This window comes from Ruegeria sp. SCSIO 43209 (assembly GCF_019904295.1).
In the GTDB taxonomy this organism is placed as follows: Bacteria; Pseudomonadota; Alphaproteobacteria; order Rhodobacterales; family Rhodobacteraceae; genus Ruegeria.
In genome coordinates this window covers 3,211,528-3,232,591 of the sequence record NZ_CP065359.1, presented here as the reverse complement: position 1 = coordinate 3,232,591, position 21,064 = coordinate 3,211,528, and the positions used below count along the sequence as shown (strand labels likewise).

The following is a 21,064-nucleotide window of genomic DNA, read 5'->3' as shown; positions in this document are numbered from 1 at the left end:
GGCGTGACCAAGCTGATTGCTATCATCAACGTGATCGCATGGGCGGGGTTTTGGGCTTTCGGCTACATCGCCCTGACATCGAGCGATCTGACCGAGGGCCAACTTGTGATCGCTGTAATTCTGGCCTTTGCCGGGCTGGTCATGGGCATCCTGGCTTACATGAAACTGGTGCGCGCTTCCGAGGCCACCGGATATGCCAAAGGGTCCAATCAACTGGACGCCGCTGCCCGCAATCGGGCGCAGGAAGAATGGGGAAAGTAAGATATGTTCTATCGTGAGGCCGGGGATTTCAAAACCTCATATATCGCCGACAGCCAGACTTTCCCGATCAAGTTTGACCGGTATCGGTACTATGTCGTTCTGGCGGTGGCGTTTGGAATAATTCCGTTCATCATCAACGATTATTGGGCCAATGCGCTGCTTCTGCCATTCCTGATCTATGCCATCGCTGCGATCGGGCTGAACATTTTGGTGGGCTATTGCGGGCAGGTGTCGCTGGGCACCGGCGGGTTCATGGCTGTGGGGGCCTATGCCTGTTACAAGTTGATGACGGCTTTTCCGGATGTCAGCATGTTCATCCATGTGATCCTTGCTGGAGGGATCACTGCGATTGTTGGTGTTTTGTTTGGTCTGCCATCTCTGCGGATCAAGGGATTCTATCTAGCAGTCGCTACGCTGGCGGCGCAGTTCTTTCTTGTGTGGCTGTTTAACCGGGTGCCGTGGTTCTACAACTACTCGGCCTCTGGCCAGATCAATGCGCCGGAACGCGATGTGTTCGGCATCATTATCACTGGCCCGAATGCTCCGGCATGGGCGACTTATCTGTTCTGCCTGATCTTCCTGACCGTCTGTGCCATCATCGCGCGTAACCTGACCCGCGGCACCACTGGTCGTACCTGGATGGCAATCCGCGACATGGACATCGCGGCCGAGATCATCGGGGTGAACCCGCTCAAGGCCAAGCTGACCGCCTTTGCTGTCAGTTCGTTCTTCGTGGGCGTGGCCGGCGCGCTGTTCTTTGCGGTCTATCTGGGCGCAGTCGAGGTTGGAGAAGTGTTCGGCATCCAGAAATCATTCCTGGTGCTGTTCATGGTCATAATTGGCGGATTAGGGTCTATTTTTGGGTCCTTTGCCGGCGCTGCCTTCCTCGTGTTGCTGCCGGTTGTCCTGAAAGTGGTCGGCGTCGATGTGCTGGGCTGGCCCACGGATATCGTGGCGCATTTGCAGCTGGTGATCGTGGGCGCGCTGATCATCATGTTCCTGATCCTTGAACCACACGGGCTGGCGCAGCTGTGGCGCGTGGCGAAAGAAAAACTCAGACTCTGGCCGTTCCCGCACTAGCGGCAGGCCCAACGAAAAGACGGGTGGAAAGCCCGGAACCCAACATCGGACCAACCAAGGGAGGAGACACCCGATGAACAAGAAACTGGCAACCCTGGCGCTGGGTGCGCTGATGGCCTCAGGCCCCGCACTGGCGGATCTGGTGATTCCATCACTCAGCTATCGCACCGGGCCCTTTGCAGCAGGTGGTATTCCGTTTGCGGATGGGTATGCGGATTATTTTACCATGCTGAATGAACGGGATGGCGGCATCGGTGGCGTGCCGATACGTCTGATCGAATGTGAGACCGGCTATACGACGGAAAAGGGCGTTGAATGCTACGAGTCCACCAAAAATGAAGGCTCGCTGGTATATCAGCCGCTTTCGACAGGTATTACCTATCAGTTGATTCCAAAGGTTTCCGCCGATGGCATTCCACTGCAGACCGTGGGTTACGGGCGAACCTCGGCAGCGAACGGTGACGTATTCAAATGGGTCTTTAACTACCCTGCGAACTACTGGAACGGTGCGTCGGGTGCGGTGAACCACATACTTGAAGAAAACGGCGGTGACATCAGCGGCAAAAAAGTGGCGTTGGTCTATCACAACTCGGCCTATGGCAAAGAGCCGATACGCACGCTTGAGGAACTGTCCAAGAAGCATGGATTTGAGCTTTCCTTGCTGCCCGTCGATTCACCCGGTCAGGAACAGAAGTCTCAGTGGCTGCAAATTCGCCGCGATCGGCCGGACTACGTGGTTCTCTGGGGCTGGGGTGTGATGAACCAGGTCGCCATTCAGGAAGCAGCCAATATCCGCTTCCCGATGGAGAATTTCATCGGTGTCTGGTGGTCCGGAGCAGAGCCGGACGTGTTGCCGTCTGGCGAAGCTTCAAACGGTTACAAAGCGCTGGCCTTCACGGCGACTGGGGACGGCTTTCCTGTCTTCGAGGACATCAAGAAATATGTTCACGATGCCGACAAGGCCGCTGGCGCGGGCGATAAGGTTGGAACAGTTCAGTATAACCGAGCTGTTTACTCGGCGATGCTTGCCGCCGAGGCCATTCGGAAAGCCCAGGAAATCCACGGCGTTGCAGACATCACGCCTGCCATGATGCGCGACGGAATGGAAGCGCTGAGTATCACCGACGAACGCATGGCCGAGCTGGGGATGAGCGGGTTTGGCCCCACATTTGATGTGAGCTGCGAAAACCATGGTGGTCCGGGTTTGGTTGCGGTCACTCAATGGGACGCAAACGCCCAGGAATGGAATGTCATCTCGGATTTCAAACCGACTGACACTGAAGTTATCGGGGCGCTGATCGCCGAGGATTCTGCAGCCTATGCTGCGGAAAACAACATTGAAGGGCGCTGCGGCTAAGGCGCTTTGACATCTGGGGTGGCGGTATGCCGCCGCCCTGAACCAAACACAAGGCATGAGGACACGCGCTGATGCTGGATGCGGCACAAACCACTGACGTGCAGGCGGAAACCCTGCTTGAGGTCAACAATATCGAGGTGATCTACAACCATGTGATCCTCGTGCTGAAAGGCGTCAGCCTGACTGTGCCCAAGGGCGGCATCACAGCCCTACTGGGTGGCAATGGTGCGGGCAAGACAACCACATTGAAGGCCGTGTCGAACTTGCTGCATTCGGAACGGGGCGAGGTCACCAAAGGCTCGATTAAATATCGCGGCGAGGGCGTGCATGAAAGCGACCCGGCTGCCTTGGTGGAGAAGGGCGTCATTCAAGTCATGGAAGGCCGCCACTGTTTCGAACACCTCACAGTCGAGGAAAATCTGCTGACCGGTGCCTATACCCGGAAGGACGGGTCTGCCGCGATCCAGCAGGACCTTGAATTGGTTTACAATTACTTCCCACGCTTGAAGGAACGCCGTCGTAGTCAGGCCGGTTATACTTCGGGCGGTGAGCAGCAGATGGTTGCTATGGGCAGAGCTCTGATGTCACGGCCCGAAACCATCCTTCTTGATGAACCCTCAATGGGTCTGGCTCCGCAACTTGTCGAAGAGATTTTTGGCATCGTAAGGGACCTGAACGAGAAGGAAGGCGTGTCCTTCCTGCTGGCTGAACAGAATACAAATGTGGCTCTAAGGTTTGCTCATTACGGTTATATTCTGGAATCTGGCCGCGTGGTGATGGACGGCCCCGCCGCTGAATTGCGCGAAAACCCGGACGTAAAGGAATTTTATCTCGGCATGTCTGACGAAGGCCGCAAGAGCTTTCGAGACGTGCGCTCATACCGCCGCCGCAAGAGATGGCTGTAAGCGGGTGGAGGATATTTCAATGACCTATTTTGATAAGCTTGAAACCCGATCCGCTGACGAGCGCACCGCTGATCACGCGCGCGCCTTGCCAGAACAGATTGCCCGCGCGCAAAAAGCACCCGGATATGCCGGCATCCTGTCCAACGTGGACGCCGGCACAGTGACAGACATGCAGGCGCTGGCACAACTGCCGGTTCTGCGAAAATCTGATCTGACAAAGGCGCAGGGCACCCGGCCTCCGTTTGGAGGGTTCACCGTCAAACCGGCGCGGAATTTCCAGCATGTCTTTCAATCTCCGGGGCCAATCTATGAACCCGGCAGCACTGATCACGACTGGTGGCGCATGGGCCGGTTCCTGAATGCAGCCGGGGTTGGTCCGGGCGATATCGTTCAGAACTGTTTTGGCTATCACCTCACCCCCGCGGGCATGATCTTTGAAAGCGGCGCGCAGGCCGTTGGCGCGTCGGTCCTGCCTGCAGGTACAGGTCAGACCGAGTTGCAGGTGACCGCTGCGCGCGATGTGGGTTGCACCGCATATGCAGGAACGCCTGACTATCTGAAAGTCATTCTGGATAAAGCCGAAGCCATGGGCGTCGCGCTGAAATTTTCCAAGGCCGTTGTGGGTGGCGGGGCGCTGTTTCCAAGCCTACGACAAGATTACGCCGATCGGGACATCGTCTGCCTGCAATGCTACGCGACCGCTGATCTGGGCAACATAGCTTATGAAAGCCCTGCGATGGAGGGTATGATCATCGACGAACACGTGATCGTTGAGATCGTCACCCCCGGCACAGGAACCCCGGTTGCACCTGGTGAAGTAGGTGAGGTGGTTGTGACCACGCTGAACCCCGATTACCCGTTGATCCGTTTTGCCACCGGTGATCTGTCGGCGATCATGCCCGGAGAGTCTCCGTGCGGGCGCACAAATATGCGTATCAAAGGCTGGATGGGTCGCGCCGATCAGACCACCAAGATCAAGGGCATGTTCGTCCGCCCCGAACAGGTGGCCGCGCTGGTCGACAAGCATGATGAAATCGTCAAGGCGCGTGTCATTGCGGCGCGACAGGGCGAGATGGATACCATGACCGTTCAGATCGAAAGCCCCTGCGAGAACGATGGTGCCTATGCAAAATCGGTGGTCGAAGTCCTGAAACTGAAAGGCGCGATTGAAGTTGTGGCGCCGGGCTCATTACCAAAAGATGGCTTGGTGATCGAGGATCAGCGCGTTTATGAATAGGGATCTGCGGCGAACATTGCCGCAGTTTTTGTTAGTCCGCCCACTGGTGTTTCTTAGAGTTTTAGTCGATTAAAGGCAGACCCTACGGGATTCTCAGTCAGACGCCATGGCCGAAGTCGAATATTCAGAACACGGAACGCATAATCGCGGCGCACTAGGCACACGCTTTGTGGGCGGCATTGCCTATGTCGTGGCAGCCGCCTGTCTGTTGCCAATGGTGGCGGTTGTTCTGGCGGCGGTGACCGGTGGCACCGACACAATTTCCCATTTGTTAGAGACTGTTTTGCCTGGCTATGCGCTGACCACGGTGATCCTGGTGGTGCTGGTCGCAGCAGGGACGTTTTCGATTGGCGTCGGCGCTGCGTGGCTGGTCACGATGACCCGCTTTCCCGGAGTGCGGTGGCTGGAAATCGCTCTGGTCCTGCCGCTGGCCTTTCCGGCTTATGTGCTGGCCTATGCCTATACCTTCATTCTGGATCACCCCGGAATCGTTCAGACCACGCTGCGGGATGTGACCGGCTGGGGCCCGCGCGACTATTGGTTCCCCGAGATTCGCTCGACCGAGGGCGCGGCGGTGATGTTGATCCTGGTGTTGTATCCCTATGTCTATTTGCTGGCGCGCGCGGCATTTCTGCAGCAAAGCGCCACGGCCTTTCTGGCGGCCCGGGCGCTGGGCAATGGCCCCTGGCATGCCTTTTGGCGCGTATCCCTGCCGATGGCACGCCCGGCGATTGCGGGGGGCGTCTTGCTGGCGGTTATGGAAACCATCGCCGATTTCGGCACAGTCGCCTATTTCGGAGTGCAGACATTTGCCACTGGCATCTACACAAGCTGGTTTTCCATGGCTGATCGCGCTGCTGCGGCGCAACTCGCCCTTTGTCTGTTGGGTTTTGCGCTTGTCATGGCCGTGGCCGAGCGGACACAGCGCGGCAAAGCCAAATACTATCAGGCAGGCAAGCGCCACGCAGGTCTGCCAGCGGCGCAACTCAAGGGATGGCAATCACTTGCGGCATTTCTGCTATGCGCAATTCCCGTCCTGTTCGGATTCCTTCTGCCTGTGGTTATCCTGGTGCAGATGGGTTTGGAATCCGAGCAGTACCTGCTGTCGCGCCGATATATCGGGTTCATACAGAACTCGCTGACACTGGCGGGGACTGCGGCGGTTATCACCGTCAGCGCGGCGATTTCGATAGGATTCTTCCAACGCCTGCGCCCCGGACGCGGGGCCGCAATGGCGGCTTATGTGGCGCGGTTGGGCTATGCGGTGCCGGGTGGCGTGATTGCCGTGGGGCTGATCGTCCCCTTTGCGGGATTCGACAACGCACTGGATGCGTGGATGCGCCAAACCTTTGGTATCTCGACCGGACTGTTGGTCACGGGATCTATCTGGTTGTTGATCGCGGCCTATATGGTGCGCTTTTTGGCCGCCGCGCTCAGCGCGTATGAGGGTGGGCAGAGTACCGTTCACGCCAATATGGATGCCGCGGCGCGGTCACTGGGTCAAACCCCGTTAGGAACGCTGCGCCGGGTGCATCTGCCGATCCTTACGCCTTCGCTGCTAACGGCACTGTTGATTGTCTTTGTGGATGTGATGAAAGAGCTGCCCGCGACCCTGATCATGCGGCCTTTTAACTTCGACACTCTAGCAGTGCAGGCCTATCGTCTGGCCTCGGATGAGAGGCTTGAAGGTGCAGCGGTTCCGTCGCTGGTTATTCTGGCTGTCGGGTTGCTGCCGGTGATCCTAATTTGCCGTCAGGTTGGGCGCAGATAGCGGGCGGGCGATCCAAAAATACAACACCTTGATGCTAGTGGGCTTGATTCGACGGCGATTTCCGGCAAGGCTTGTCATATGAACATGCAGCCTCCCAGCCGGTTCGGGTCCGGCTCTGCCCAGATGCCGGTCGCGTTTGACCGGCGCGAGATGTCTCAAATCCTGTCTGTTTATGGCCGAATGGTCGCTGCCGGTGAATGGCGCGACTACGGAATCTCGAACCTGCGGGATATGGCGGTATTTTCGATTTTTCGGCGCACGGCGGAACATCCCATCTACAGGGTCGAGAAGCACCCGCGCCTGCGGCTACGTCAGGGCATGTATTCCGTGGTCGGCATGGATGGGCGTATTTTGAAGCGCGGGCACGATCTGCGCGCGGTTCTGAGGGTTCTGGAACGCAAGCTTATCCGTGCGGTTGACCTGGATTAGAGCCTTTTATGCGCTGTAACCGGCCCGTCGCCCTGGGCGGCGATCCGGGCAATCGCCTGATCCATCGGTTCGAGCGCAACGGCCATGTGATAGGCGTTGGCGTGAAGTAGAAGGTTTTCGGCGGCAACCCAGGCAACATGGCCTTTCCAGAACAGCAAGTCTCCGCGCCGTGCGGGATCGCCCTCGGGCACCGATCCACCAACTTCGCGTTCCTGATCGCCGCTGTCTCCGGGACAAGGAACGCCGCAGGCGAGCAGTGCGAGCTGTACGAGGCCCGAGCAATCCAGCCCGAATCGACTGTTACCACCCCAAAGATAAGGGGTGCCGAGAAAAAGTTCGGCCGCGGTAACGGGATCGGTCAGCAGGGAATAGGCGGGCACGGCATGCACCCCCGGAATGAACCCGATTGGCGTTTCCAGAAACCCGCCCTCCTCAGACAGAGCCCTGATTTTACTGCCAAAGCTCAGCGAGGTCAGATCGCGGCTTTTTATATCGGGCTTCTCATAGGCATGGGTCGAAGCGGCGACGATCCAGTGAGTCTGTGGCTCAATTGGTCCCAGATGGTCCGTCGCCACCCATCCGGTATAGCCGTCCTTGCTGGCTGAGATCTTGCTCCAGCCGTTTTGGTCGTCCAAAACAGTGACCGTGTCGCCAAACAACAATTGTCGGTCGCGCGGACCGTCAGGGTGGCGCAGCAGGTCTATGACCGGTTGAATGATGCGCGCCTGAGTCATAGGCCAAGGATCTCTGGCAAAGCCCCCAGGAGGGCACGCGGGCCTTGGCCCAAACCACCCTTGCTGCGACCGGGTTCCTTACTGCGTTGCCACGAATAGATGTCAAAATGCATATAGCGACTTTCGGCAGCGAACCGGCGCAGGAACAGTGCCGCGGTGATAGAGCCTGCAAATCCACCAGAAGGCGCATTGTCGAGGTTAGCGATGCCGGGTTCGATCATCGCTTCATAGGGGTCATGAAAAGGCATACGCCAGACCGGATCAGCGGCAGCCCGGCCAGCACGCGCCAGCACGTCGGCGGCTTTGTCGTCATCGGTATAAAACGGGGCCAGATCAGCGCCCAATGCAACCCGGGCCGCGCCAGTCAAAGTGGCCATCGAGATGAGCAGGTTTGGCGCCCCTTCATGCGCCAGAGCAAGGGCATCGGCCAGCACCAACCGACCCTCGGCATCAGTGTTGTTGATCTCAACCGTTAGCCCATTACGCGCCGTCAGGATGTCGCCGGGGCGGAAAGCATTGCCCGCTACTGCGTTTTCGACCGCCGGGATCAGGACCCGTAATTGCACTTTCAGATCCAGCGCCATGATCATACGGGCCAGACCCAGCACATTGGCCGCTCCGCCCATATCTTTTTTCATCAACCCCATCGAAGCACCGGGTTTCAGATTCAGGCCGCCGGTATCGAAACAGACCCCTTTCCCAACTAATGTTAGTTTTGGCCCTTGATCGCCCCAGTTCATCTCGATCAGACGCGGGGCCTGTTCGGCAGCACGCCCCACCGCGTGGATCATCGGAAAATTCTGTTCCAGCAACGCATCGCCTGTGATGACCGAGATGTCTGCGCCGTGTTCCCGTGCCAGTGCCTCAACCGCGTGTTGTAATTGCACCGGGCCCATGTCCGAAGCGGGTGTGTTGACCAGATCCCGTGTCAATGCCTCGGCATTGGCCATGATTTCGATCCGCCGGGCATCTACGCCCTCGGGCGCGATCAGCGTGGCGTTAGCCGGGCTTTGCGCTGCATAGCGATCAAAGGCATATCCCGTCATCAGCCAGCCCAGGCATTCAGCCTCAAGCACATCTGCGGGAACGCCCGAGGCGATATGATATGTGCCCTTGGGCAGCGATTCTGCGGCAGCGGCTAGCGGAAATCGCTTGCGTACCCGTTTTGCCGCGCTGCCATATCCCGCCATGACAAACTGCGGATTACCATCTGTGCCGGGCACCAGAAGTGTTTGACCCAGAGCTCCGGAAAACCCATCGGCCGCAACCCAAGCTCGGATATGATCCGGCTGATCGGTCAGCCAGCTTTCAAAATCTGATTGCTCTAACACATGTAGTGGCAACGATGGGTCGGAGGCAGGGGCGAAGGACAGGGTCATGCGTGTCTCGGCTGGTTGGATTTTCGCCCAGACTATCTGTCTGCGGCGCACTCGCAACCCCCTCTCAGACAGATAGATCTTGCTGGTCCCAGACGGCAGTCAGCGATCGCTCACCCACCCGGATTAGGCGGCTCAGAGTCGCCCCTGTCGCCACCGCATCGCCTGCGTCGACAGTACAAGCTACATCGCCTGCCACACGTGCCAGTGCTGTCATGCCGATTTGCTCGGATATGGCCACGAGAGATTTTGCGCATTTGCGCAGCCCGGCCCAATCGCGTTGCCGCCAAAACCGTTCACAATTCGACAGCCGCAACGCCAGTTCTTCAACCGTGCGGCACAGCACGTCCATCGCGTTGGTGTCGCCAAGCTGATTGTACAGGCTGCTCAGGCGGTCCGGGTCCAGACGCACGGGTTCCTTCTGTTCCAGTGTGATAATCTTGTCCACCACATTCACCCCAATTGAAATGCCCCCACGGCACAGTCAGAGATTGGCGGCAAAATACTTTGCAAAACCTTGCACCGGTTCAAAAGAATGGGTCGAATTTTCTGAGAATTCAGGCTTCCACGCGATTCTGTGGGCAAAACCGGGCGAGAGTCCGGTCACACCTCTTGCGTTGACGCTCACTTGCTGCCAGTACCATAGAAACCGGACAGAGAAGGACAGGATCATGCCGATTACCACTGACGAGCTGGCCGCTGCCCGTACCGCCTGGGGCGATGGGTTGATTGCGATCTCCAAAGCTTTTGAAGACGGTGGGATCGATGCGGCCCGTTCCGTTGCCGAGGGTGTTCTAGATGCGGCATACGGCTATAATCTGGGTCCGGTCCTGTTCAAACCAACTATGGCATCCGGAGATCAAACCTTTCGCCCGACTCGCCACGGTGCACTGGCCTATTTTGTCGGTCACGATGCCGAATTTCCGCTTGATGGCGGTTTCGGAATCAAGGGTTGGCGCGAAATGGCAAGTGAGACATCGGCCAGCTTCGTCGAAGGCGATGTCGCCATGTGGATGGGCAAGGTCATTCTGACGGATAGCCAAGGTAACATCACGCAAGTCGACAAAAGCTTCGGCTACAAAAAAGACGCTGACGGAGTGCTTCGCATCGTGCTGCACCATTCGTCGCTGCCTTACCAGCCACCGGCCTGATCCTGCGGGCCATACGATCGGGCCTCTGAAATTACGTCGATTTTTTGATATGTTTCCGATGATGTTTTCAGAATCGGATCGAGCTCATGAAATTGATTAAACGTATTCTCGTCACCCTACTGGTGATCATTCTGGCGCTTGTCGGAGTATCATATATTTTGCCTGGTCAGGCCGAGGTGTCCCGCAGCATCACAATCGATGCACCAGCCTCGGCGATCTTTCCCTATGTGAATTCGATGCAGGAGACCGAGAAATGGTCCCCCTGGCTGTCCCGAGACCCCGAAACCAAGCTGAGCTATAGTGGCCCGGAAGCGGGTGTCGGAAACACGCTGAACTGGGCCTCGGACAGCCCGCAGGTGGGAACCGGTTCGCAGGAAATCACCGAGAGCACCCCGGATCAGTCCGTGCAAACCGCACTGGATTTTGGCCCGATGGGGACAGCCACCGCCTCGTTCCAGTTGCGGCCAGAAGGATCAGGCACACAGGTTACCTGGGGATTCGTATCCGACCTTGGTATGAACCCCATGTCCCGCTGGATGGGCCTAATGATGGACAATTGGGTCGGCGGAGATTACGAGCGCGGGTTGGAGAATTTGAAGACGCTGGTTGAGGGACAGGGGTGAAGGATCAGGCAGGAGGCATCTCTCTTATGACTGCTTTGAGGCCATACCAGAAACGATTGTTGAAATGTACGTGCGCTCATAGCAGTCCCTTTGCCGCGCAGGAGGCTGGGATCAAGCCATCGTGCAGCGCAAATAACCTCCGCTGATGCGGTGTACAACTCGGTTCAAGCCCATACAGAACGGGGCGTGGATCGTTTGCTCCTTCGCTTCAATGCCATTTGTAGTGCCTACCATATTGACGACAGCTTAATCGGGGCGACCACCGACAACCCGTCTGTTATTGAATATCAAATCGTGAAGACCGTAGGTTCGAATGTGCAAGTTGGTTTCTCGAAAGCCACAGATTCGATTTTGATGCTCTGAACATTTGGAAAGGTGTGTTTATGAGGCGAACGGTATTGATGTTAGCTGTTTTGGCATTAGCGGGATGCGCTTCAACCACCACTCCTCCATCAGCACCTATTCCAAACCCCGGTCGCGCGAGCGCGCCCGTCAGTTCACAACAGGCACAAATAAGGTTCCGTCAGGTCGCCTCACGAATAGAACCTGTGGCAGAACGAGAATGCCGCCGCCGCACTAAGAATGTGAATTGTGATTTTTTGATCCGCATTGATCCAGACAAAAAAGCACCCTCAAACGCGTATCAGAGTTTAAGCAAGTCGGGGCGCCCCGTTATCACAATGACTCAAGCGCTGATACGGAATGTAGACAACACTGACGAACTTGCATTTGTTATGGCGCATGAGGCCGCTCACCACATTCAAGGGCATTTGGCGCGACAGGCCCAAAATGCGGCGGCTGGTGCGGTGCTTTTGGCCGGTCTAGCAACAATTGCGGGGTCAGGGCCGAATGACATTGCCGCAGCACAAGACATTGGAGCCTTTGTTGGCGGCCGCAGCTATTCAAAGAACTTTGAATTGGAAGCTGATCGACTAGGCACTGTAATAGCCTACAAAGCGGGTTATGATCCACTCAAGGGTGCGCTGTACTTCGCACGAGTTCCTGATCCTGGTGATCGCTTTCTGGGGACGCATCCCCCAAACTCTCAAAGATACCATGCGGTAAAAGCGACAATGTCCCAGATCGGTGGCTGACCAACTGGTGCTGGATAGGCAATGGCAACGCATGCACAGGGCGGCTTTGCCCCGCAATATTGCCATCTCTGCCCGTCCACAAAATAATAAACCCCACTGGCGGTGCAGCGGGGTTTAATAGAGTCATAACCAACTGGCGAAGGTTACCCCTTCTTCAGAACTTCACGGCCCAGCAATTCTGCAATTTGAACAGCGTTCAACGCCGCGCCTTTGCGCAGGTTGTCGGATACGCACCACAGGTTCAGGCCGTTCTCGATGGTCGAGTCCTGACGGATACGGCTGATGAAGGTGGCGAAGTCGCCCGCGCATTCGATGGGCGAGACGTAGCCACCGGCTTCGCGCTTGTCGATCACCATGATGCCCGGTGCTTCGCGCAGGATGTCGCGGGCTTCGTCTTCGTCGAGGAACTCTTCGAACTCGATGTTCACGGCCTCGGAGTGGCCGACGAATACCGGAACGCGAACGCAGGTTGCGGTGACCTTGATCGACGGATCGACGATCTTTTTGGTCTCGACAACCATCTTCCACTCTTCCTTGGTCGAGCCGTCTTCCATGAAGACGTCGATCTGCGGAATGACGTTGAAGGCAATCTGCTTCTGGAATTTCTTCGGTTCAACCTCGGTCGTGGGATTATAGATGGCCTTGGTCTGATCCCAAAGCTCATCCATGCCTTCCTTACCGGCGCCCGACACCGACTGATAGGTCGACACAACCACGCGCTTGATCTTGGCACGGTCATGCAGAGGCTTCAGCGCGACGACCATCTGCGCGGTCGAGCAGTTGGGGTTGGCGATGATGTTTTTGTTTTTATAGTCGTGGATCGCCTCGGGGTTACATTCCGGCACGATCAGCGGAATGTCCGGGTCATAGCGATAGAGCGAGCTGTTATCGATCACCACGCAGCCAGCCGCTGCCGCCTTAGGGGCGTAAACCTTTGTGGCCTCGGAACCCACAGCAAATAGCGCCATGTCCCAACCAGTGAAATCGAATGTGTCCAGATCTTTGGTAGTGAGCGTCTTGTCGCCAAATGTCACCTCAGTACCCAGCGAACGACGGCTTGCCAGAGCAGCAAGTTCATCGACAGGGAACTGGCGTTCCGCCAGGATGTTCAGCATTTCGCGGCCCACGTTACCCGTGGCGCCGACGACTACGACGCGATAGCCCATTTCATGTCTCCAAAGTTAAGGACGCGCGTTCATAGCCGCGTTGCGGCAAAGAAAAAAGAGGCGTTTCGGCTTATTTCACCCCGTCACACCGATTTGACACAGTTCAGTACCGTTCAGGGTTGTTTCAGCAAGGATCGATAAACCTCGACAATCGCCTGCGCTTCGCCTTCGATTCGAAAATTCTGCTCGACATGGGCGCGCGCGGCTAGTCCCGCAGCGGCCAGCGCGGCGCGGTCCTGCACCATATCCTCCAGCGCGTCGGCCAGTGCAGGGGCATTGTCTTTCTCGACCAGTCTTCCGGTCTCACCATCCTTGATTTGCGCACTGAACGCTCCGACCCCGTGACTGGCTATGGCGGGCACGCCCGAGGCCATCGCTTCAAGCGGTGTAAGGCCGAACCCTTCGTGCCGTGCGGGCGCAACGAACAGATCGAGCGCGCGATAGGTCTCGACAATCTCATCCCAAGGGCGCTCACCCAGAAAATGAACGCGGTCGCCCAGCCCGGCGTCCTGCAGCTTTTGCTCCTGCTCAGCCTGAAACGCCTCAAATTCGTTGGTGGTACGCCCGGTAAGGATCACATGCGCATCGGGGTGATTAGGCAGCATCTTCAGGGCGGCATCGACCAGCAAGTCGACCCCTTTCTGAGGGCGGATACGGCCAAAACACCCGATCAGCAGCCCGTCTGGCAGGCCAAGTTTTTGGCGCAGGGCGCTTTTGTCCTCGGCTGGGTGAAACAGCTCGGTGTTGACGCCATGCATGATGACAGTAGCGGGATGCTCCAGAAAGGAAGCGGCCTGAGGCGTCGTCGCGATCAACGCGTCCATTTTCGAAATCAGCCGCTTGGTGAACCCGGAATGATCACGTTGCGCGGCTGAGGTGAATAGCAGTTTGTAGTTGCGTCGAAGCACCGAACGCAAGACCAGACCCATCAACATCTCGGTATTCCGGCGTGCATGCCAGACCCGTTTGCGATTGGGCAGAAACAGTAGTTTCCAGAGTCTGATATGGGGCAAATCTGCCGGCAGGCCGGGACCGGTGGCACGGATGCCGATCATTTTCTGCTGGATTGGCAGCAGACGGATCACCGTCGTTGTCACGCCCGACAGGGAATGCTTCAGATTGGGTGCAATCACCTCAATGTCCTGCACGGGCGGTCTCCGGTTTCAGTCCACGCTGTCCCGACTGAATAGATAGATCACGCAGCCAATGGCAAGGGTGACCGCGAAAAAGCCGAAGATCGCCGTATAAGGTGCTGAGGGGCTGATCCCGGCGCTGGCCGCATGGATGCGCCCGGTGGCAAATTGCGCCAGACCAACGCCGCCAACGCCAAAAAGGTTCAGCAGGGTAACGCCCCGCCCGACCAGATGCGGCGGCACGAAGGCCCGGCCATGGGCCATGATCACCGGAAAACTGGCGCCCAGAAAGCCGATCACCGCCAACAGCAGCACCGAGACCCAAACGCCGCTGTCAATCCACAGGCACAGCAGGCCCAGTGCTGCGACGCCCAAGGTATTACCGCCCAGGATCACCCATTTCCGGGTGCCCAGGATACGGTCCAGCGGCCCATAGGCGAAGGTCCCCGTGATCATCGCGGCCCCCATGATCAACGTTGCCGTCCCGATCTGAGCGGTGCTGAGCCCGAACACGTCATTCAAATACGGCCCGGCCCAAAGCCCTCGGATCGCACCCGATGGCGCATAAGACACAAGCATGAGCGGCAGAATGGTCCACAGCGCAGGTTCTTTCAGCAGGTCCGGAAGTGATCCTTTTTGCTCGGTTTTTACCTTTTCAGGGTCATGCACCGTCAGCCAGATCCCTGCAGCCACCGCAGCAGAGATAATCGCCAGACCGGCCAGCGTAGCGCGCCAGCCCATCAGCTCGACCGCCAGCGCCGTGGGGTATGAGGCGACCAGATTGCCGACAGATCCCACGCCCAGCATCACGGCGGCGAGCGTGGCGAATTTGGCAGGTGGAAACTCTCGTGCAAAGATATAGTAGGATGCCATCAGAACCGGCGAGCATCCTACCCCGATCAGCGCCATGGCGAGCGCCACATGGAACGGGGTCGTTGCGACCGCGAACAGGCCAGCCCCGCCAGCCCCGCCGATCAGCAGCAGCACCGCAGAACTGCGCCGAGGACCGACGCGGTCCAGTGCCCAGCCCACCGGAATCTGCATCGCCGCAAAGATTAGAAACCAAAGACCTGAAGCAAAGGCGAGGTCTTCGGGTGTTGCGCCGATATCGCGTCCCAGATCGGTAGTCAAAACTGCCAGAAAAGCGCGGAAAAACTGGCTGAGTACATAGGCCAGACACAAGATCACCAAACCTGCCTGCATTTCTTGACCTATTGTCTAGCTGCCCCGCCCCGATGCTTGGCACGCCGCGTTGATCGGCACAAGTGCCATGATTGAATCGATTGGGGCGGACATTCTTCACAATTGAGCTATCATCACGGAAGATTTAGGATTTCCCGAGTGTGTTATGACCCTCTCAGACTCTGTATTTTATGACTCCGTCCCCATTTCGGACAATTTCCTCAGCCTCAGTGACCCCGCGCAGTTCACACCTTTGCCAGAGACATGGGTTCTGGGCGTCGCCGATATCGTAGATTCGACCGGTGAAATCGCGCGGGGCCGGTACAAGACCGTCAACATGGTGGGGGCGGCCGTGATTTCAGGCATGATCAATGCGCTGGGTGGGCGCATATTTCCGTATGTCTTCGGTGGTGATGGTGCTGGATTCGCCGTATCGGGTGAGGATGCCGAGATCGCGCGGGATACGCTGGCAACATTGCAAAGTTGGGCGGAAACGGAATTCGCCATCACTCTGCGCGCGGCGCTGGTTTCGGTGGCCGACATCCGCGCCGCTGGACGTGATCTGCGTGTTGCTCGCTTTGCGCCTTCCACCGGCGTTGACTATGCGATGTTTACCGGCGGGGGACTGGCCTGGGCCGAGGCTCAGATGAAATCCGGGCAGCTTGTTGTGCAACCAGCCGGACCTGACGCGCAGCCCGATCTGACCGGCCTATCTTGTCGTTGGTCCAACAGTCCAGCGAGGGTTGGTCAGATCGTTTCACTGGTTATTCAGCCTACATCAGAGTCTAATGAGGCTGAATTCGCCGCCCTGACTCAATCCATCCTGTCCGTCGCCGAAGGGCTAGAACGCGCTGGTCACCCGGTTCCGGCCAAAGGACCTCCGATGAGTTTCCCTCCGCCCGGCGTCGATATCGATGCCCATGTCTCACGCGCGGGTCGGAATCTTCTGATGCAGAAAACACGCTTGATGATCGGGAATATGTTGATCGGCTTGTTGTTCAAAACCGGGATGCGCCTGGGTCAATTCGAACCCAAGCATTACAAAGAGATGGTCAGTCGCAACGCTGATTTCCGAAAGTTTGATGACGGTCTGAAAATGACGCTGGATTGTGACTCGAGCACGTTGGAAAAGCTCACTCAGATGCTGGAAGACGCGCAAACAAAAGGCAAAATCAGATATGGCATGCACGCCCAGCAAGAGGCGATGATGACCTGCTTTGTTCCCTCGGCCATGCGCGACGACCATGTGCACTTTGTTGACGGGGCCTCGGGGGGATACGCGCAGGCTGCAGCGTCAATGAGGGCCTAAAGCCCTCGAGCGATTTCTGTGATCACGTCATAGGCCATCATCACGTCCTGTTCTTTGGTTTCAAACTGACCGGCCTGAAAGCGGATGACCAGATCGCCATCCACGCGGGTTTGTGTCAGGTAGATCCGCCCATCATCATTGATTGCATTCACCAGCCGCAGGTTCAGATCATCCAGATCGTCGGCCCCATCCGGCTCGTATCGGAAGGTCCAAAGAGACCACATTGGAGGCGTCACGATCCGAAAATCCGGTTCTGCTGCTAAACGGTCATGCAGCGCGCGCGACCAATTGACGTGATTCCGCAGCCGTTCGCGCAACCCCTCCAGCCCATAGGTACGGATGACGAACCACAGTTTCAGCGCGCGGAACCGACGTCCTAAGGGCACCGACCATTCTGAGTAGTTTATAATCCCGTCCTTGCCGTGTGTTTTCAGATATTCCGGGCTGATCGCAAGCGTGCGGACCAGATCATCGGGGTTTTTCAGGAAATGCGCACAGCAATCGAATTGCACGCCCAGCCACTTATGGGGATTGAATACAATGCTGTCGGCCTGATCGATCCCCGGCCAGTAGTGACGATATTCGGGGCAGATCATCGCCGACCCCGCCCAGGCTGCATCGACATGGGTATAAAGGCCGTATTTCTGTGCGATCGCAAGGCAGCGATCCACTGGATCAGTTGCCCCGGTTCCGGTCCCTCCAACACAAAGGATCACGCCCGCCGGGTGGAAGCCAGACTCTAAATCTGATTGAATCGCTGCTTCAAGCGCCTCGGGGTTCATTCCACGCCAATCACCTTGCACGGGGATGCGCACCAGATTGTCCTGTCCAATCCCCGCAACCCAGATGGCGCGGTCGATTGAGGTATGAACCTCGGAAGAGCAATAAACGCGCAGTGGCTTTTGACCGAACAGCCCCTGCGTGTTGCCCTGCCAGTTCATCGCCTTCTCGCGCATGGTCAGCACAGCCGCCAATGTCGCAGATGACGCCGAATCCTGAATGACCCCGGCAAAACCTTTGGGCAGGTCCAGCGCTTCGCGCAGCCAGTCCATCATTCGTGTTTCCATCTCGGTTGCGGCGGGCGAGGTCTGCCACAGCATACACTGCGGTGCGATGGCGCTGGCCAGGAACTCGGCCAGTACAGACGGGGCCGAGGCGTTCGAATTGAAGTAGGCGAAGAACCGAGGGTGTTGCCAATGGGTAATGCCGGGCATCACGATTTGTTCGAAATCATGAAAGATGTCCTCGATCGGCTCGCCCTGCTCAGGGGGATGCGCGGGCAGAGCGTTCAGGATATCGCCCGGCTCGGTCCGGGCGCGCACGGGCTTGTCGCCCACCGTCAGGTGATAGTCTTGCGTCCACTCGGCAACCTTCTTGCCCCAATCGGAGAATTCATTCCATTTCATCTTATCCGCCTCGGTAGCCTTTTTGTCAGTATCATATGCTAAACAAGTTAAGTAAAGTCCAGTAAACGAAACTCAACCACAACCAACGTTCTATTGCGAAATATTTGGAATTGCGCGAAAATTCCATATGTCAAAGAACTTACCACAGACGTCCCGATCATTGCCGATAGCGCTGTTGCGCGCTCGGGAAAGGGTGATGGGGCCTATTCGTGGTGTGCTAACGGATGCTGGCGTCACCGAGCAACAATGGCGCGTTCTACGCGTTTTGCAGGAAGAAGGACCTCAGGAGCCTACTCAGATCGCCGAGCGCGCCTGCCTCTTGTTGCCCAGCCTGACGCGCATTCTGAAAAAGCTAGAAGACAGCAAGCTGATCATGAGGCGGCCGGATACCAAAGACCGCCGCCGACAGATTGTCGAAATCAGCGAGAACGGGTTGCAAATTATCGACGCAAATCTGGCGGAAATGTTGGAGCTGGCGGAACACACCCGCTCTTTGCTCGGGGCAGAGCAGCACGAGAAGTTGCTGGACCTTCTGGTAGAGCTTCACCAGCTGGAAGGCTGAGCGCAAGGCTCAGAACAGGCTCTAACCAAGCTGTCTGCCGTCGTTCAGATCTCGTTTAAGGCCCCAAACGATAAGCATTGTGGGCGGAGAAGGTAATATTCGTTGCCCGTAGATGGTTCGCGTCGTAGCCTCATCCTTACCTTTAACAAACGGTTCAATGCAGATGGATGGGCCCAAACCGCCAGAACCGGCACCGCCTGCACATATTGCAAAGCAGGATTTGAGCGAGCGAGTGGGCGCGCGTGTACGCCGGGCGCGTCAAATGCGAGGCATCCCGCGCCGGATCCTGTCTGAGAACTCGGGCGTTTCCCCACGCTATTTGGCGCAGCTTGAGGCGGGTGAGGGCAACATCTCGATCGGCGTGTTGCACCGTGTCGCACAGGCACTGGATTACAAAGCCGAATGGTTGATTGGTGAAGATGATCCGTGGGATTCGGATGCTTTGCAGATAGTTGAGCTTTTCCGACAAGCCAGCGACGACGTCAAAGAAAGCGTCAGGCGTGCATTGCAACCACACCCAGATGAGGATGCACGTGCGCATCGGGTTTGTCTGATTGGATTACGCGGAGCGGGTAAGTCAACTCTTGGCGCTATGCTGGCCGCTGCACAAAGACTGCCGTTTGTTGAACTCACAGCCATGATTGAAGAGATGGCCGGCATGCCCATGTCTGAAGTGATGGCGTTCTACGGGCAAGACGGGTATCGCAATCTGGAAGCGCAGGCGCTGGATCGGGTGATTGCAGAGCATGATCGGGTCGTGCTGGCAGTCGCGGGAGGGATCGTATCAGAGCCTTCGACCTATGCTACCCTGCTTGGCCGGTTTCACACCATCTGGCTGCGCGCGTCACCGACCGAGCATATGGACCGCGTGCGCGCCCAAGGCGACGAACGCCCGATGGCTGGAAATCCCAAGGCGATGGAGCAGCTCAAGAACATATTGGCCAGTCGCGAGGCTTTGTATGGGCGGGCAAATGCGCAGCTAGATACATCGGGCAGGGCGCCCCATGTTTCGCTGAACGAGCTGCGCCTACTGATTGAGGAACAAGGTTTCCTGATCGAAAAATTGGGTTCTATTTAGGATCTTTCAGCCAATCCTTTTCAAATTCCACCCCGTCCAGTTCCGCAAATCGCCGTACCCGGTCCAATTCGGCCTGCAGGCGGCGAGTTCTTGCATCAGACCAACGCACCGACCTTTCTGGCCATACGGATCGGATTCGCAACAGTCCACGATCTCGCTGGGCCTTCATGTCGATGCGCCCGATCAACCGGTGCCCCTCAAGCAACGGAAAGACATAATAGCCGTAGGTACGCTTGGGTTCGGGGACGAACACCTCGATCCGATAGTGGAATCCGAACAACCGCTCGGCCCGGTTCCGGTCACGCAACATAGGGTCAAAAGGGCTGAGAACTCTGATCCGGCCGGGCGCATCGGGCATCGCCGCTGCGTGTTCGCATAGCCCGGGGCGGGCGAACACTTTTCGTTCCCGCCCGTCTGCGCATTCGACGCAGATCTCTTCGATTCCACCCTGTGTTAGAGCCTGTCGGCACCAGGATTTTGCCTCGGCAGCGCTTACCGTATCCCAGAACGCGGCAAGCTCTCCCGATGTGGCGAACCCCAGCCGGTCGAGTGCGGCGTTACACAACCAATCCACAGTTTCATTTGCGTCGCAGTGCAAATTGCCGGGGCAAAGTTGAGTTTCTATAACCCGCTCTGTCAGGTCATAGCGTTTCTGAAACCCATCGCGTCCAACCACGGTCAGCGCGCCGGATCGCCAGAGATATTCCAGCGCGGTCTTGGATGGATGCCAGTCCCACCAACCGCCAGATCCCTTTTTCTCGTCTTTTCCGACATCGGACGAGCCAACCGGACCATGGTCGCGGATATGCTGCAGGACGGTTTCGAACTTTTGCTCAAACCCGTCACGCCGCCAGTTCTTCCAGCGGGCTTTCAGCATCTCTGCATCCCGCAGGAACCGCAGATGCCAATGGCGATAGAATTCCATCGGGATCACCGCGGCGTCATGTGTCCAATGCTCAAACAGCGCGCGGTCGCGTTCATAGAGGTGTTTGAGGTGGCGCGCACGATAGCTTGGCTTGCGCGCATAAAGGATCATGTCATGCGCGCGGGCGACGGTGTTGATACTGTCGAGCTGGACAAATCCCAAACGATGGATCAGCTGCAACAGGTCTTCGCCTTTGGAGCCACCAGCGGGCTGCTCCAGAAGCGCATGCCGATCCATGAACAGCGCCCGCGCCGCGCGGTTGTCCAGACGTTGCAGCGCCATCTG

General features: G+C 57.4%; 22 protein-coding genes. 13 read left to right on the top strand and 9 right to left on the bottom strand.

The features are described 5' to 3' along the window. Positions 1–3 precede the first annotated feature (3 nt). From I5192_RS16155 to I5192_RS16125, 7 genes are all read left to right on the top strand, one after another. Positions 4–261 carry a hypothetical protein gene (locus I5192_RS16155; RefSeq protein WP_170408766.1) on the top strand — a complete coding sequence of 86 codons (258 nt, stop codon included), beginning with the start codon at positions 4–6 and terminating at the stop codon, positions 259–261. A gap of 3 nt (positions 262–264) precedes the next feature. Further along, positions 265–1,341: a branched-chain amino acid ABC transporter permease gene (locus tag I5192_RS16150; RefSeq protein WP_170694892.1), complete on the top strand. Its 1,077-nt coding sequence runs from the start codon at positions 265–267 to the stop codon at positions 1,339–1,341. A gap of 73 nt (positions 1,342–1,414) precedes the next feature. Continuing rightward, positions 1,415–2,698 (top strand): ABC transporter substrate-binding protein, encoded by a 1,284-nt coding sequence (locus tag I5192_RS16145; RefSeq protein ID WP_223117283.1) that lies wholly within the window; start codon positions 1,415–1,417, stop codon positions 2,696–2,698. A gap of 71 nt (positions 2,699–2,769) precedes the next feature. After that, positions 2,770–3,603, top strand: coding sequence for an ABC transporter ATP-binding protein (locus I5192_RS16140; protein ID WP_170399269.1), 834 nt, complete (start codon positions 2,770–2,772; stop codon positions 3,601–3,603). Positions 3,604–3,622: 19 nt separating this feature from the next. After that, entirely contained in the window at positions 3,623–4,840 is a 1,218-nt protein-coding gene (locus I5192_RS16135; RefSeq protein WP_223117282.1) for a phenylacetate--CoA ligase family protein, read from the top strand. 106 nt (positions 4,841–4,946) lie between these two features. After that, positions 4,947–6,611, top strand: a complete 1,665-nt coding sequence (locus I5192_RS16130; protein ID WP_170636729.1) for an iron ABC transporter permease — start codon at positions 4,947–4,949, stop codon at positions 6,609–6,611. Positions 6,612–6,689: 78 nt separating this feature from the next. Beyond that, on the top strand, positions 6,690–7,040 hold the full coding sequence (locus I5192_RS16125; protein WP_170399260.1) for a DUF2794 domain-containing protein: 351 nt from the start codon (positions 6,690–6,692) through the stop codon (positions 7,038–7,040). Here I5192_RS16125 and I5192_RS16120 read toward each other — a convergent pair. The 4 genes from I5192_RS16120 to I5192_RS16105 all read right to left on the bottom strand — a co-directional run bounded on the left by I5192_RS16120 (position 7,037) and on the right by I5192_RS16105 (position 9,823). Further along, entirely contained in the window at positions 7,037–7,774 is a 738-nt protein-coding gene (locus I5192_RS16120) for a C40 family peptidase (protein ID WP_223117281.1), read from the bottom strand. The genes I5192_RS16125 and I5192_RS16120 overlap by 4 nt on opposite strands. After that, positions 7,771–9,153, bottom strand: a complete 1,383-nt coding sequence (locus I5192_RS16115) for a M17 family metallopeptidase (RefSeq protein ID WP_223118320.1) — start codon at positions 9,151–9,153, stop codon at positions 7,771–7,773. The genes I5192_RS16120 and I5192_RS16115 overlap by 4 nt, the downstream gene beginning before the upstream one ends. Before the next feature lie 64 nt (positions 9,154–9,217). Further along, complete coding sequence (locus I5192_RS16110; RefSeq protein ID WP_170399254.1) at positions 9,218–9,607, bottom strand: hypothetical protein; 390 nt, start codon at positions 9,605–9,607, stop codon at positions 9,218–9,220. A gap of 27 nt (positions 9,608–9,634) precedes the next feature. Then, complete coding sequence (locus tag I5192_RS16105; RefSeq protein WP_223117280.1) at positions 9,635–9,823, bottom strand: hypothetical protein; 189 nt, start codon at positions 9,821–9,823, stop codon at positions 9,635–9,637. On the opposite strand from I5192_RS16105, the gene I5192_RS16100 reads away from it, so the two are divergent. The 3 genes from I5192_RS16100 (at position 9,822) to I5192_RS16090 (ending at position 12,018) form a co-directional block, all read left to right on the top strand. Then, positions 9,822–10,301 (top strand): phosphoribosyl-AMP cyclohydrolase, encoded by a 480-nt coding sequence (locus I5192_RS16100; protein ID WP_170399250.1) that lies wholly within the window; start codon positions 9,822–9,824, stop codon positions 10,299–10,301. The genes I5192_RS16105 and I5192_RS16100 overlap by 2 nt on opposite strands. A gap of 86 nt (positions 10,302–10,387) precedes the next feature. Further along, complete coding sequence (locus I5192_RS16095; protein ID WP_223117279.1) at positions 10,388–10,924, top strand: SRPBCC family protein; 537 nt, start codon at positions 10,388–10,390, stop codon at positions 10,922–10,924. A gap of 383 nt (positions 10,925–11,307) precedes the next feature. Beyond that, positions 11,308–12,018 (top strand): M48 family metalloprotease, encoded by a 711-nt coding sequence (locus tag I5192_RS16090; RefSeq protein ID WP_223117278.1) that lies wholly within the window; start codon positions 11,308–11,310, stop codon positions 12,016–12,018. 143 nt (positions 12,019–12,161) lie between these two features. On the opposite strand, the gene I5192_RS16085 is transcribed toward I5192_RS16090, so the two are convergent. The 3 genes from I5192_RS16085 to I5192_RS16075 all read right to left on the bottom strand — a co-directional run bounded on the left by I5192_RS16085 (position 12,162) and on the right by I5192_RS16075 (position 15,520). Beyond that, positions 12,162–13,184, bottom strand: coding sequence for an aspartate-semialdehyde dehydrogenase (locus I5192_RS16085; protein ID WP_170399241.1), 1,023 nt, complete (start codon positions 13,182–13,184; stop codon positions 12,162–12,164). A gap of 113 nt (positions 13,185–13,297) precedes the next feature. Then, entirely contained in the window at positions 13,298–14,332 is a 1,035-nt protein-coding gene (locus I5192_RS16080) for a glycosyltransferase family 4 protein (RefSeq protein WP_223117277.1), read from the bottom strand. Between the two features lie 15 nt (positions 14,333–14,347). Continuing rightward, complete coding sequence (locus I5192_RS16075) at positions 14,348–15,520, bottom strand: MFS transporter (RefSeq protein ID WP_223117276.1); 1,173 nt, start codon at positions 15,518–15,520, stop codon at positions 14,348–14,350. 145 nt (positions 15,521–15,665) lie between these two features. Between I5192_RS16075 and I5192_RS16070 the strand changes: the two genes are divergently transcribed. Next, positions 15,666–16,808 carry a DUF3095 domain-containing protein gene (locus I5192_RS16070; RefSeq protein ID WP_170737282.1) on the top strand — a complete coding sequence of 381 codons (1,143 nt, stop codon included), beginning with the start codon at positions 15,666–15,668 and terminating at the stop codon, positions 16,806–16,808. Here I5192_RS16070 and I5192_RS16065 read toward each other — a convergent pair. Then, positions 16,805–18,214, bottom strand: coding sequence for a pyridoxal-dependent decarboxylase (locus I5192_RS16065; RefSeq protein ID WP_223117275.1), 1,410 nt, complete (start codon positions 18,212–18,214; stop codon positions 16,805–16,807). The two genes, I5192_RS16070 and I5192_RS16065, sit on opposite strands and share 4 nt — an antisense overlap. 127 nt (positions 18,215–18,341) lie before the next feature. Here I5192_RS16065 and hpaR point away from each other — a divergent pair, with 127 nt between their 5' ends. Next, on the top strand, positions 18,342–18,776 hold the full coding sequence (hpaR, locus tag I5192_RS16060) for a homoprotocatechuate degradation operon regulator HpaR (RefSeq protein WP_170408752.1): 435 nt from the start codon (positions 18,342–18,344) through the stop codon (positions 18,774–18,776). 163 nt (positions 18,777–18,939) lie between these two features. Next, positions 18,940–19,854, top strand: a complete 915-nt coding sequence (locus I5192_RS16055; protein ID WP_170567234.1) for a helix-turn-helix transcriptional regulator — start codon at positions 18,940–18,942, stop codon at positions 19,852–19,854. On the opposite strand, the gene I5192_RS16050 is transcribed toward I5192_RS16055, so the two are convergent. After that, positions 19,847–21,061, bottom strand: coding sequence for a winged helix-turn-helix domain-containing protein (locus I5192_RS16050; protein ID WP_223117274.1), 1,215 nt, complete (start codon positions 21,059–21,061; stop codon positions 19,847–19,849). The two genes, I5192_RS16055 and I5192_RS16050, sit on opposite strands and share 8 nt — an antisense overlap. Between the last annotated feature and the right edge of the window lie 3 nt (positions 21,062–21,064).